Raw genomic sequence first — 13,799 nt, 5'->3', positions numbered from 1 at the left:
CCAATGATTAATTTTTTTAGCTAGAATTGTGCGAAATATTTTACAAAAGGTAGTTTAATGAAACTTAGTACAACAAAAATTGATGAAATTAATTACTCAGTAAGTGGTGTTATAGAAAAATCTTTAATAGATGAAAAGGTTAAAGAAATAGCTGTAAAAGCTAGTAAAACTATGCAAGTTGCTGGTTTTAGAAAAGGCAAAGTTCCTGTAAATGTTGTTTTGGATAGATATAAAGATTCTTTACTAAAAGATGCAGAACAAGAAGCGATTACAAGTGCTTATAAAAATGCAGTTAAAGAAACGGGTAAAGATGAAAAAGAATTAATCGGCGAGCCAAGCTTTAAAAAATTCGATAGAAAAGATAATGGAATTGAATTTGAATTCGTAGTTTCTTTTAGACCAACAATTGATTTAAGTGGTTATGAAGCATTAGTTCCTGCATTAAAAATAGAAGAAATTAAAGAAAAAGATATTAAAGCTAGAAAAGAAGCTATGCTTAAGCAATTTGCTCCATTAGAAAAAACTAAAAAACAAATCTTAAAAAAAGGTGATTATGCTAAGTTTGATTTTGAAGGATTTGTTGATGGCGTTGCTTTTGAAGGTGGTAAAGCAGAAAATTATATGCTAGAGATTGGAAGTGGTCAATTTATACCAGGATTTGAAGATGGTATGATAGAGCTTAAAGTTGGCGCAGAAAAAGATATAGAAGTAACTTTCCCTGAAAATTATCAAGCAGCTCATTTAGCGGGTAAAAAAGCAGTATTTAAAGTAAAATTACATGAAATTCACGCAAGAAAATTACCTGAAATTGATGAAGAAATGCTTAAAAAATTACTTCCTGGTGTAGAAAACCCAACTGAAGCAATTTTAGATGAAAAAATAAAAGAACAATTAGAAACAGAAGCTAAATTTAAACAAATTGATGAAAAATTAAAACAAGAATTTGTTGAAAAAATGCTAGAAAAATATACTTTTGCAGTTCCACAAAACATTTTAGAACAAGAAACTAATTTACAATTTAATCAAGCTGCAAGAAGCTTTAGTAAAGAAGAATTTGACAAATTAAAAGATGATAAATATTTAGAAGAAAAAAGAAAAGAATATGAAGCAGAAGCTTTAAAAAGCGTAAAATTAACTTTCATTGTTGATGAATTAGCAAAATTAAGAAATGTAGTTGTAAATGACCAAGAAGTAGCACAAGCTATTTATTTTGAAGCTTTAAGATATGGAATGGACCCTAAACAACTAATAGAAAACTATACAAAAAATGGCACATTACCAGCTGTTAGAATGAGTTTGGTAGAAGAAAAATTATTTGCTGATTTATTTTTAGGAAAAGATAAATGAGCTACATACCTTATGTAGTAGAAAAAACTAGCAAAGGCGAGAGAAGTTATGATATTTACTCTCGCTTACTTAAAGATAGAATTATTCTTTTAAGTGGTGAAATAAATGATGATGTAGCTGCTAGCGTAGTTGCACAATTATTGTTTTTAGAAGCTCAAGATTCTACTAAAGATATTTATTTGTATATAAATAGTCCTGGTGGAGTTGTAACTAGTGGTCTTAGTATATTTGATACAATGAATTATATTAAACCTGATGTTAGTACAATTTGTATAGGACAAGCTGCTTCAATGGGAGCATTTTTACTTAGTTCTGGAGCTAAAGGTAAAAGGTTTGCTCTTCCAAATGCTAGAATTATGATACATCAGCCTTTAGGCGGTGCAAGAGGTCAAGCGACTGATATTGAAATTCAAGCAAAAGAAATTTTAAGATTAAAAGCAATGCTTAACAAAGTATTAGCAGAAAATACCGGTAATAAATTGGCAAAAGTTGAGAAGGACACTGAACGCGATTATTTTATGAGTTCAGAAGAAGCTTTAAAATACGGACTAATTGATAAGGTATTAGAAAAAAGTTTTAAATAGGATAGGGCTTTGAATAAAGAGATAATACACGATGAATCTCCTAAGATTCAGAAATTAAGCGGTGGAGAATTTGAGAAATTTACTCAACAAGTAATTAAACAACTTATAGAGGATAATGTTCCACCAACTCCTACTAATTATTCTATTTATTTTGAAAAAATGTTAGATACTAAGCCTATGGCCTTTAAAAAAAGAGTAACAGAAATGATTACTTATGAAAAAGAAGACCAAAGTAATAAAGTTGCTGTAATAGAACAAGACATTAAAGAAACCTTTGTAAATATAAAACAGCTAGTAGGTTCTATTGCAACAATTTATAAAAATATAAGCACAATGAAAGCTTTAATTAAGAAAAAAATAGGCGATTTGAGTATCGCTACTGGTTCTTTATCTATTCAAAATATTTTAAGGTCTTTAGATAGTGATATGGCTAAACTCACCACAGCCCTTGATATTCAATTAAATAGTATAAAAAAAGGTTATGATGAGATTGTAAAAATACATAATAGGGTGAATGAGCAGAGTGAATTTGATGATAAATTCGGAGTGTTTAATAAAAGATATTTATATAATAATATTACTCAAGACATAGAAGATATTAAAAAATATGGTTATTCAATATCATTGATGTTTGTAAAGATTAAAGATAGTTTATTAAATACAATTGAATTACAAAAAGATAAAAATCTTTTGATGAGAAATGTTGCGAAATTATTATTAAAAACCTCAAGAAGAAGCGATGTTGTGGCACATTATGGAGATGGTATTTTTGTAATGGCAATGAAACATACAAATATAGTTAATGCAAAAAAAGCTTGTGAGAGAATTTCAGACTTATTTTACAATACAACATTTTTTATAAATGATAATGAAATTGATATTAATATAGAAATGAGCGTTGTAGCACTTAGTGGCGATAATTATGAAGAACAGATTCTTGAGGCTATTAGCGTATTACCGAATACTGGTAAAAATAAAGAAATTTATGCTGTAGTTGGAGATAGTGAAGAAAATGATGCTTAAATTAATAACTTATCCTAATAAATTATTATTTACTAGGAGTGAAGAAGTTAAGGTATTTGATGAAGAGTTACATACATTTTTAGATGATATGTATGAAACTATGATTTCATCTAGTGGTATAGGTTTAGCAGCAATACAAGTTGCAAAACCTTTAAGAATATTTTTGATTAATTTATTAAATGAAAATGAAGAACAAAATAAAGATGATTTGATTGAATTTATTAATCCAATAATAACACCTATTGGAGAAGGAACGCAAGTTTATGAAGAAGGTTGTCTTAGTGTTCCTGGTTTTTTTGAAGAAGTAACTAGATATAATAAAATTAAAGTTGATTATTTAGATAGATTTGGAAATCAAAAAACTTTAGAAGCTGAAGGGCTTTTAGCAGTTGCTATTCAACACGAAAACGACCATCTTGATGGACATTTATTCATAGAAAAAATATCATTTAGCGGAAGAAAAAAATTAGAAAAACATTTAAAAAGTTCTAAAAAGCCTAAAAAATAATTATGGCTTTTTAGATTATTGTTTATATCTTCATTTATTTTTCAAAATAATTTATACTTTTATAATTCATAGTGATATTTTAAAAAAAGTATAAAAATATTTATTGTTAAAATCTTTTGGAATTTAATTTACAATGCTTTTATAGAACTTACTTTGTATTATGCTTGTAGTTTAAATTATTTGATTAGTTTATAAATATTATTAGATAGATTTGATATTTAAAACTTAAGTGAATATTAAAAATTACGCAGCTTATAAATATAGTAATTTATATTAATTTAAATAAAATAATTGGTTTTAATAAGATATTAAAATACTTAAATTGATACTAAAAATTAAAATTGCAATTAAGCAGAAAAAATCGGATATTATTTTTTATTACAAAATAATTTTTAACAATACAAGCACTAAATACTAGATATTTTTATAAGATTTTCATTAGTTATTTTATACTTTTAAAAACTATTAAACAAACCTAGAAATTAAATTAATATCAAGATTTTAAATATTTTATAGTTGATATATCATTTCTATAATTTAAAATATTGACTATCTTAGATTTAAAATTTATATTAAAATCTTAAAAATAAATTTATATTTGACACTTTTTTGCCACTACATATTTTTATAATAAATTGATTTTTTAGAAGGAGTATAGATGTTATCAAGGAGAAATTTTATAAAAGGAGTAGCGGGAGTTGGCCTTAGTGCACCTTTAGCATTAAACGCTAATGATAATTTAGGAAAAGACATAAAATTTGATGAAATAGCTGATGTTATTATAATCGGAAGTGGTGTGAGTGCTCATATTTGTGCTGCTTATTTAGTAAAGAATAAAATTGATGTTTTAATGATTGAAAAGATGGATAGAATTGGTGGTAATTCAGTTCTTTCTCAACAAGATTTTGCTGTTCTTAATTCAGATTTACAAATTAAAGCTGGTATAAAAGATAGCGAAGAATTATTTTTAAATGATTTAAATAAAGCTGGAGCTGGATATAATCATTTAGAACATTCTTTAAGAATTATAAGAAATTCAAATGAAGCATATGAATTTGCTAAAAGTTGTGGGGTTAAATATGCTGATAAGCTTAAGTTTTTAGGCGGTCATAGTGTTGCTAGAAGTGTTGAGACTATTGGCGGTGGCGGTGCTTGTATTAGCACTTTAAATGAATTTTTTATAAAACATAATGGAAAGATTAAAAACGAAACTAAATGCGATGAAATCATTCAAGATGAAAGTGGCAAAATAATTGGCGTAAGCGTTAGAGAAAATTATAGATTTAATAGAAATCTAGCAAATGATGATAGAGAGAATTTAAGTGGAGATAAAAAGCACTATAAAGCAAGGCTTGCGGTAGTTTTTGCAACAGGTGGATTTAGCCGTGATATTGAGTTTAGAAGTATAGTAAATCCTAGATTAAGGTTGGCAAAAAGCCCTTCAAGTTTAGGTCAGACTGCTGGTGCATTAAAACAAATGTTAAGGGTAGGAGCAATACCAACTCAATTAGCACTTAGTAGATTTTCTTTTGGAATTCCTACAGAAGATTTAATTTATGGGATTATGGTTGATTGCAATGCTAAAAGATTTTTAAATGAAGATGGGGATAGACAAGGTTTATCAAATAAAATCTTAGCTCATATGGAAAAGATTAACACAACAATTTATCCAATAATTATTTTTGATAGCACAGGATTTGCTAATTCGCACGACCCTAATAGAATGCAAAGTTTTATTACTGCAGGGAAAATGAAGAAATTTGATAGCTTAAGTGATTTAGCTAATAATTTTAAGCTTAATGAAAATGATTTATCAAAGACAATGCAAGATTATGAAACAGGCATTTCAAATAATAAAGATGAGTTCAAAAAAGATTTAAGTAAGATTAAAAATTCTAGTATGAGCAAAGCACCTTTTTATGCAATGACAGCTGCACCAGGTCTTAGTTATACTCCAGGTGGTGTTTATGCTGATATAAATATGAGAGTTTTAAATATTAGTAACTATGAGCCAATTAAAGGGCTTTATGCGATTGGTGAGGCAACTGGTGGTGTTCATGGACAATCAAGGCTTACTAGTTGTTCTATTCCTGATTGTATGACTTCAGGAATTGCTTGTGCGAAAGATATTTTAAAAGGAGTATAAATGCAAAAATTATTAATGATTTTGATATTAAGTATTTTTGCATTAGGTAATGAATTTGCAATAAAACCACATCATATTGAAGTGAAATTAAAATGCACAGATTGTCATAAAGAAGCAAATGAAAAAGATTATAAAGCACTTGATTCTAATTCATGTCTAAGTTGTCATGGAAGTAAAGAGAAATTAGCAAAAAGGCTTGATTTTTTAAAAGGTAAAAACCCGCATAATAGTATTCATGATAATGCGAATTTAAATTGTTACACCTGTCATAATGAGCATAAGCCATCATTTAATATGTGTAATACTTGCCATAATACTAAAACTTGGATGAGGGAGATAAAATGAAAAAAACTATTATTTTTGTTTCATCTATTGTGGTTTTAACTTTAATTTTTGTATTTTTATCTCATAAAGCTATACAAATGACTGGAGATGATAAATTTTGTGCGAGTTGTCATGTAATGCAACCGATGAAGGAAGCTTATATTAAAGATGTTCATAGTGGTAATAATAATCTAGGTATAAAGGCAAATTGTGTAGATTGTCATTTGCCACACGATAATATAGTAAATTATCTAAGCACAAAAGCTTATAATGGCATTAAAGAATTTAGTATCACTGCTATTGGAGCTGATGAAAAGATAGATTGGTATGAAAAACTCAATCATAAAAAAGATTATGTTTATGATAGTGGATGCTTAAAATGTCATCAAGATATTACTAAAATTAATTCTAAAAATGAAATGCAAAATACAATGCATAAAAGATATTTAGATTACGCAAATGAATTAAAATGTGTAAGTTGTCATACCCATGTAGGTCATGATGGTTTAAGGGGTAAATTAGATAAAAAATGAAAAAATACACAATTTTATATGCAGAAGATGATTTAAATCTAGCAAATCAAGTTATTGATTTGCTAGAACTACTTGATTTTAATGTGCTTTATGCTAAAGATGGCTTAAGTGCTTTAGATATATATTTGGCTAAAAAGCCTGATATATTATTACTTGATATTTCTATGCCAAAACTTGATGGTTTAAATTTATTAGAAAATATAAGAAATTCTGATAATAAAATTCCTGCTATTATGATTACAGCTTTAAGTGATAAACAAACTTTATTAAGTGCAGTTGAGCTTAATATTTGCAAGTATTTAATAAAACCTTTTGATAGGATTAAACTTGAAGATGCTTTAAAAAAGGCTATAAAAAGTATTAATAATAAAATTAAATTAAGCAATAATATATTTAGATATTGATTTAAATGAGTTATTAATAAATGATGAGATTATTAAGCTTAGCAAAAAAGAATTTTTATTGCTTGAAATTTTGTTAAAAAGTAGTCCTAACATTGTAGATATTTATAAGATTTGCGATTATGTATATAATGATTATGATGTAAGTTCTGATGCTATTAAATCACTCATTAAAAATCTTAGAAAGAAATTAGGCGATAAAGGTATAATTCATAATGCAAATTCTCGTGGATACTATATCAAAATTACTTAATATAAGCATTCGCAAAAAAGCTTTTATATTTGTTTTAACTTTGATTATTTTTTTATGTTTTATTTTGAATTTTTTATATATTTCTTGGCATAAAAATTATTTATTTCAAAACAAAAATAGTTTTAATGATAGGTTTGAATATTTTTATAGTGATTTTTTAAATAATTTATTAAACAATACGCTTAGTATTAGTTATGAATTTAGTTCTAATTTAGATTATTTAAAAAATGATGAAAAGCTAAATAAATTAAATAAATTATTTTTAAATCTAAGCTCAAATGAGGCGTATTTAAAGGATATTAAATTATTTATTTTAAAAGAAAATATTTGCATAGAAAAAGATAAAATAAAATTAAATTGCCAATATGATTTTAATAATCAAACAGATATTTTACTTAGATTAAATACCGAACCAGTTTATTTAATTAATTTAAAAATAAATGAAAATTATGCGATTACTTATACAATAAGTGCAAAAAAATTATTAGATAATTTAAAAATTCAAGATGATTTTTTAGCTGCTTTAAAGTATGAAAATGAGTATTTTTATAATGAATTTGATTGGCAAAATAAAACTAAACTTTTAAAAAATGATGAAGATATAATTAAGTTAGATGATAAATATTATTTAAGTAATGAAATTATTTTAAATGATAGATTTTTAATATTGATTAAAAAAGATATTACAAAAGATTATAAAACTCATTTACATATAATAAAAAAGGCTTTTATAATTAGTGTGATTTTGGTATTTTTTGCTTTTATTGGGGTATATTTTGTTTTAGGATTTTTAATTAATAAATTATTAAAAACTGAAGAAAAACTAAGAAAATTAAATGCAAATTTACAAGAAGAAGTAAAAAATCAAGTTGAAATAATTAAGGCTAAATTAGATGAAAATACACAAAAAGAGCAATTGCTAAATCATCAATCAAAATTAGCTGCATTAGGTGAAATGATAGCTTGTATAGCTCATGAATATAGACAGCCATTAGCAACTTTAGGTGCAATTTCTAGTTATCTTGAGATTAGTTTAGAAAAACAAAAAATTGATGATAAGTTTCATCAAAAATTAAAAGAGATAAATCCTATTTTAAATTATATGTCAAAAACTATTGATGAATTTTATGATTTTTATAAGACAAAGCAAGAAAAAAGCTCTTTTTATGTTTATGAAGCTATTTTAAATTCTTTAACGATTTGTAATGCAAGCCTTACAAGGAATGCAATTAATACTACTTTAAGACTTGATAAGAATTTAAAAATAAATTCATATAAAAATAGTTTAGCTCATGCAATAATCAATCTCATTACAAATGCAAAAGATGCTTTAGTTAATATAAAAAATCCTTATATTATAATTAATCTTTATGCTTATAAAAATAATATTTATATTAGTATAAAAGATAATGGAATAGGGGTTAAAAAGGATTTAGAAGAAGAAATTTTTAAACCTTATTTTAGCACGAAAAATGGTTCAGGGCTTGGGCTTTTTATGATAAAAAATATTTTAAATAGCGAGTTAAATGCTGATGTATTTTTAAAAACTAGAAAAATTGGAGCTAATTTTTATATTAGGATTGCTTATGAATGAGTTGTTTTGTTTAATTGTAGGTAGTGGTATTAGTGGTTTAACATTGGCGAATTTATTGGTTAAACAAGATATTTTATTAATTGAGCAAGATGATGAATTAGGCGGAGCTAAGAGTTATTTAAATTTTGCTGCTAGTAATTCATCTTTTCAGCAACTAGCAAATATAAAAGATGATAAATTTTATGATGATTTGATTTCTTATTCAACTAATTATGCTGATTTTACTTTATTAAAAGAGCTTAGTGAAAAATCAGCACAAGCTACTCAACTTTTAAAAAGTTTTGGGGTTGAATTTGAATTAGCTATATTAAATAGCTTAAATCATTCAGTTCCTAGAGAATTACACCCTTTAAAAAATGCTAAAGAAAGTGTGATAAATCCATTAATCAACAGATTGCTTAGTAAAAATGTAAATATATTAACTAAGGCTAAATTAATTGATTTTGATAATGGTATTGCAAGTATTTTACATAAAGATGAAATCATAAAAATTAAGGTTAAAAATATAGCTTTTTGCACTGGTGGATTTGCAAACGATAAAGAATTTATAAAAATTCATTATCCACTAGCTTATTATGCTAAAACTATGTCTAAGAATAATTCAAATTCTTTAAAGATTTTATTAAAAAATGGAGCAATCCCAACTCAATTAAGTCTAATGAGATTTGCTTTTGTTTTGCCTATGGATATTTTTAAATATGGAATTTTAATTAATTCTGATTTTAAAAGATTTGTTAGAGAAGATAGCTCAAGGCAAGATTTAGCAATAGCGATTTTAAATGAAATTAAAAATAATAAATTAGTTAAATTACTCCTAGATAATCACGGAATAAATTATATAAATGATACAAGTATATTTTACAAATACTATTCTTTAGAAGAAATTGATAAAAGATTAATTAATTGCGTTGATGAATACAATAGTTATTTTAGTAATAGGATTGATAAATTGGGTAAAAATCTTAATAATATTTCTATTAAAGCAATTAATAAGCCTATGTTTTATTTGGCTAATGTAGATGTTTATTTAAACTATACTTTAGGTGGGGTTAAATCAGATATATTTGCAAGAGTAGTTGATATAGATACTAATACAGCTAAGAATAATATGTTTGCTATAGGAGAAGTTAGTTCTATGTTTGGAGAAGCAAGGCTTAGTGGAGTTGCTAGCATAGCTTGTATTGTATTTGCTATGAATGCTAGTCAATTTATGCTATCAATTTGAAAGTATTAATAATTTTTTTATAATCTAGCTAAATAGGAGAAAATATGAAGAAGAAATACTCATTTTTTAAAAACGCAAGTTATGCTTTAGCAGGGGTTAAAAGAGCTTTAAATGAAAGTGCTTTTAGGATAGAATTTGTAATAGGAATTTGCTTTATTTTATTTGCTTTATTTTATCCTTTTTCTTTATTTGAAAAGGCATTTTTAATAGGTGTTATTATTTTAGTACTTGCCGCTGAATGCTTTAATACCGCTATTGAGAGTGTTGTGGATTTAGCAACTTCAAAATACCATAAACTTGCAAAAGATGCAAAAGACTTAGGCTCTGCTGGAGTATTTTTTACTATTTTAATAGCTGTTTTAACTTGGCTTAGCGTTTTATATAAGGAATTTTTATGAAAATAAGTGAGATTTATAAGATTTTAGATGAATTAAGTCCTTTTAATACCCAAGAAAGTTGGGATAATAGTGGGTTAATTTTAAGTAATGATGATAGTTGCGAAAGGATTTACCTTAGCCTTGATTTAGATTTTAATCAAGTAAAATCATTTTTACCAAATTCATTGATTATTACTCATCATCCTTTGATTTTTAAGGGTATTAAAAGTATTAAAAATGATTATGCTGGTAATATTTTAAAAGAATTAATCAAAAAAAATTGTGCTTTAATTTCTATGCATACGAATTATGATTTAAGTCATTTAAATAGATATTTTTGTGAAAAGTTTTTAGGCTTAGAAATAATTGAAAGCGATGGGTTTTTAGCTTATGCTAAGAATAATTTTAAAGATATTTATGAATTGGCTGATTTTTTAAAGGCTAAATTAAACTTAAAAAAAATATCAATATCTTTAGCAAAAGAAATAATTCAAACTGATTTAATAGGAATTTGCACGGGTTCTGGAATTTCATTGGCTAGTGAGCTTAAGAGTAATATATTTTTAACAGGAGATATTAAATATCACGACGCTTTAGCTCTTAGTGAAAATAATATAAGTTTAATTGATATTAAGCATTATGAAAGTGAGATTTGTTTTGCTAATTCTTTAGCGAGTAATTTGCAAAAATTACCGATAGAGATTATAATCAGCTCTTCAAAAAATCCATTTTTAGAGTATTAAGGACATACTATGAATAAACACCTATCACAATTAGTAGAGCTTTCTAAATTAGATAAAGAAATAGATAGTTTTTTACCACAAATTGAAAGTGCTAAAAGAGAAGCTAACAATTTAGAAGATAAAATTAAAAGTCTTGAGAATAAAAATTCAAAATTAGAAGAAAGCATAAAAGAAATTAGTGAGAGTAAAGTAAAAGTAGAAAATCACATAGCTCAATTTTCAACAAAGATAAATGAAACAGCTAAAAAAATTGCTTTAGTAAAAACAGAAAAAGAAGCAAATGCTTTAAAATTAGAAGAAGAAATCGCAAGAGAGCAATTAGAAGCTGCAAATGAAGAAATATCAAAATTAGAAAAAATAGTAGATAATAAAAAAGAAGAAATTAAAGAAAATCAAAAAGAAATTACTAAATTAAATGATGATTTAACTATAGCAATAGCTAATCAAAAATCAGCACTTGATGCTATTGAAGAAAAAAGAAAAGAAATTTATGTAAGAAAAGATAAGTTAGCTAGCGAAATTGATAGCAAAGTTTTCGGATTTTATGAAAAAATTAGAAAATGGGCTAAGAATACTGCAGTAGTTCCTGTTAAAAAACAAGCTTGCTATGGTTGTTTTATGCAACTAAATAGCAAAACTTTTAGTGCAGTTTTAAAAAGTGAAGAGATTAATAACTGCCCACATTGTGGAAGAATTTTATACATAGAAGAGTAATTTTTATAATTTAAAAAATGTATTTTTTTTATATTCTTGTTTCTATTTTAATTTATCCTTTATTCTTATTGGTTTTAATTCCTCTAAGTTTTAAGGATAAATATTCTAAACTTTATCAAAAATTTTTACCATTCAAAAAGCATAAAATAGCAGATATTCATTTTCACTTTGCAAGTTATGGAGAAGCTGTCGCTTTAGGCGAGTTGATTAAATATTATAAAAATAAAGGTTTTAAAATATTACTTACTTGTTCATCAAAAACAGGACTTATGAAAGCAAAAGAATTTGATGATAATGCTTTTTTACTACCTTATGAGCCATTATTATATTTATGGCTTAAACCTGCTAAGACTTTAATAGTATTTGAAGCAGAATTATGGTTAGCTTTACTTAAAATATATAAAGATTTTGATAAAAATACTATTTTATTAAACGCTAGAATGAAAGAAAATAGCTTTAAAAATTATAAAAAATTTAGTTTTTATTATGCAAAAATATTTTCATATTTTGATTTAATCCTTGCTCAAAGTAATGAAGATAAAGAAAGATTAGAATATTTTAATGCTAAAAATATAGAAGTTTTTACAAATATAAAGATTACAAATAAGCCAATAGTTACTAAGCAATTAAGCAAAAATAAAGAAATAATTTTAATTGCAAGCACTCACGAAAATGAAGAAGAAATAATTTTAAATAAATTAGATAAAAATTTTTTAAAAGATAAATGTCTAATAATAGCACCAAGACACCCTGAAAGATTTCACAAGGTTGAAAAATTACTTTATAATAAAGGCTTTAACATTGTAAAATATAGCAATGATTGTGATGGATATTTAAAAAGTGAAGTATTTTTGCTAGATACTTTAGGAGAATTAATTAATTTTTATTCAATTAGTGATTATGTGATTTTGGGTGGTTCTTATGTTAAAATAGGCGGACACAATTTCGCCGAAGCTGCGTTTTTTGGCTGCAAAATCACTTCAGGAACTAATGTGTTTTCTCAATACTCAAGCCTAAAATGTATAGAAAATATAAAAATTAGTGATGATATTGATTTTACAAATGTTAAAAATGCTAAAATCAAAAACGAATATACTTTCAACGCATTATGCGAAATATTAGATAGGAAAATAAATGAAACAAGATAAAGCATATAAATTATTAGCAATTCAAGAAGGAATTTCAAATTCAGCTGCTAAAGAATTAATAGATTTAGGTTTAGTAATGCACGGGGGCAAAAGATTAGAGATTGCAAGGGGTCTTATGCCTGTTAATACTATTTTTAAACTTGCAAAACCAGAGCTTAGCGTATTGTTTGAAGATGATAATTTATTAGCTATTAATAAGCCAATTGGTATTGCGAGCGAACATATTAAAAATAATTACACTCTTTTAAATAGACTTGATAAGGATACAAGTGGCATTGTATTATTTGCTAAAAATGAAGAGTTTTTAAAGGCTGCAAAAAACGAATATAAAAAAGAAAAAGTGCAAAAACTCTACCTAGCAATTACTAATAAAATCGTAAGCGAAGGAATGGAGATTGATGAGCCGATTTTAACCATAAAAGGCAAAAGTGCATTTAGCAAAATTAGTAATAGCGAAAACGCAAAATACGCTTATACTAAAATAGAGCCTTTAATTATAGAAGGCAAAAAAACTTTATTAAAAGTGCAAATTGCAACAGGTAGAACTCATCAAATAAGAGTGCATTTAAATAGCGTTGGGCTAGGGATTTTAGGTGATGTTAAATATAGTAAAATAATTAGCTCAAGGCTAATGCTTCATTGTGCGAGGACAAAAATATTTGATTATGATATAAAAACTCCTATGCCAAATGATTTTCATAAAGACTTTGAATTAAAAGGGCTTAATTTAGACTTTTTATTTTAATTTTTAATGCTTTTAAGATAGTTTTTATTTTAAAAGCATTGGAATTTTATAAATTATACTTTACCAACGATAAAGCTTATAATTATTACACTTTGTTTAATTGCTGAAATTAAAATAAATCCCTTTAAGCATAG

16 protein-coding genes are annotated in these 13,799 nt (G+C 25.6%); all 16 read left to right on the top strand.

Annotation, left to right across the window (positions count from 1 at the left end):
• Positions 1-57: 57 nt before the first annotated feature.
• The 16 genes from tig to AVBRAN12642_RS00475 all read left to right on the top strand — a co-directional run bounded on the left by tig (position 58) and on the right by AVBRAN12642_RS00475 (position 13,665).
• Positions 58-1,347, top strand: a complete 1,290-nt coding sequence (gene tig, locus AVBRAN12642_RS00550) for a trigger factor (RefSeq protein WP_336607821.1) — start codon at positions 58-60, stop codon at positions 1,345-1,347.
• Positions 1,344-1,931, top strand: coding sequence for an ATP-dependent Clp endopeptidase proteolytic subunit ClpP (gene clpP / locus AVBRAN12642_RS00545; protein ID WP_214115843.1), 588 nt, complete (start codon positions 1,344-1,346; stop codon positions 1,929-1,931). Before tig ends, clpP begins: the two co-directional genes overlap by 4 nt.
• A gap of 9 nt (positions 1,932-1,940) precedes the next feature.
• The gene (locus AVBRAN12642_RS00540; RefSeq protein ID WP_214115842.1) at positions 1,941-2,954 is read left to right on the top strand and encodes a GGDEF domain-containing protein; all 1,014 of its coding nucleotides are present in this window, start codon (positions 1,941-1,943) and stop codon (positions 2,952-2,954) included.
• Positions 2,944-3,462 (top strand): peptide deformylase, encoded by a 519-nt coding sequence (gene def / locus AVBRAN12642_RS00535; protein ID WP_214115841.1) that lies wholly within the window; start codon positions 2,944-2,946, stop codon positions 3,460-3,462. The genes AVBRAN12642_RS00540 and def overlap by 11 nt, the downstream gene beginning before the upstream one ends.
• Positions 3,463-4,120: 658 nt before the next feature.
• Positions 4,121-5,608 carry an FAD-dependent oxidoreductase gene (locus AVBRAN12642_RS00530; protein WP_336606828.1) on the top strand — a complete coding sequence of 496 codons (1,488 nt, stop codon included), beginning with the start codon at positions 4,121-4,123 and terminating at the stop codon, positions 5,606-5,608.
• Positions 5,609-5,953, top strand: coding sequence for a cytochrome c3 family protein (locus AVBRAN12642_RS00525; RefSeq protein ID WP_214115839.1), 345 nt, complete (start codon positions 5,609-5,611; stop codon positions 5,951-5,953).
• Positions 5,950-6,465 (top strand): cytochrome c3 family protein, encoded by a 516-nt coding sequence (locus AVBRAN12642_RS00520; protein ID WP_214115838.1) that lies wholly within the window; start codon positions 5,950-5,952, stop codon positions 6,463-6,465. The genes AVBRAN12642_RS00525 and AVBRAN12642_RS00520 overlap by 4 nt, the downstream gene beginning before the upstream one ends.
• Positions 6,462-6,869: a response regulator gene (locus tag AVBRAN12642_RS00515; protein ID WP_336607820.1), complete on the top strand. Its 408-nt coding sequence runs from the start codon at positions 6,462-6,464 to the stop codon at positions 6,867-6,869. Before AVBRAN12642_RS00520 ends, AVBRAN12642_RS00515 begins: the two co-directional genes overlap by 4 nt.
• Before the next feature lie 58 nt (positions 6,870-6,927).
• A complete protein-coding gene (locus AVBRAN12642_RS00510) occupies positions 6,928-7,119 on the top strand; it encodes a helix-turn-helix domain-containing protein (RefSeq protein ID WP_336607819.1) in 192 nt (63 codons plus the stop codon).
• Complete coding sequence (locus AVBRAN12642_RS00505; protein ID WP_336606826.1) at positions 7,082-8,713, top strand: sensor histidine kinase; 1,632 nt, start codon at positions 7,082-7,084, stop codon at positions 8,711-8,713. The genes AVBRAN12642_RS00510 and AVBRAN12642_RS00505 overlap by 38 nt, the downstream gene beginning before the upstream one ends.
• On the top strand, positions 8,706-9,938 hold the full coding sequence (locus AVBRAN12642_RS00500; protein WP_336607818.1) for an FAD-binding protein: 1,233 nt from the start codon (positions 8,706-8,708) through the stop codon (positions 9,936-9,938). The genes AVBRAN12642_RS00505 and AVBRAN12642_RS00500 overlap by 8 nt, the downstream gene beginning before the upstream one ends.
• A 44-nt stretch (positions 9,939-9,982) precedes the next feature.
• Positions 9,983-10,336, top strand: coding sequence for a diacylglycerol kinase (locus AVBRAN12642_RS00495; RefSeq protein WP_336607817.1), 354 nt, complete (start codon positions 9,983-9,985; stop codon positions 10,334-10,336).
• Complete coding sequence (locus tag AVBRAN12642_RS00490) at positions 10,333-11,058, top strand: Nif3-like dinuclear metal center hexameric protein (RefSeq protein WP_214115833.1); 726 nt, start codon at positions 10,333-10,335, stop codon at positions 11,056-11,058. Before AVBRAN12642_RS00495 ends, AVBRAN12642_RS00490 begins: the two co-directional genes overlap by 4 nt.
• Positions 11,059-11,067: 9 nt before the next feature.
• Entirely contained in the window at positions 11,068-11,772 is a 705-nt protein-coding gene (locus AVBRAN12642_RS00485) for a zinc ribbon domain-containing protein (RefSeq protein WP_214115832.1), read from the top strand.
• Positions 11,773-11,789: 17 nt separating this feature from the next.
• Positions 11,790-12,920 carry a glycosyltransferase N-terminal domain-containing protein gene (locus AVBRAN12642_RS00480; protein ID WP_336607816.1) on the top strand — a complete coding sequence of 377 codons (1,131 nt, stop codon included), beginning with the start codon at positions 11,790-11,792 and terminating at the stop codon, positions 12,918-12,920.
• Complete coding sequence (locus tag AVBRAN12642_RS00475) at positions 12,907-13,665, top strand: pseudouridine synthase family protein (RefSeq protein ID WP_214115830.1); 759 nt, start codon at positions 12,907-12,909, stop codon at positions 13,663-13,665. The genes AVBRAN12642_RS00480 and AVBRAN12642_RS00475 overlap by 14 nt, the downstream gene beginning before the upstream one ends.
• Positions 13,666-13,799 lie beyond the last annotated feature (134 nt).

It is taken from the genome of Campylobacter sp. RM12642 (genome assembly GCF_020137635.1).
In the GTDB taxonomy this organism is placed as follows: Bacteria; Campylobacterota; Campylobacteria; order Campylobacterales; family Campylobacteraceae; genus Campylobacter_E.
The sequence above is the reverse complement of the archived record's forward strand: the minus strand, read 5'-3'. Positions and strand labels throughout refer to the sequence as shown.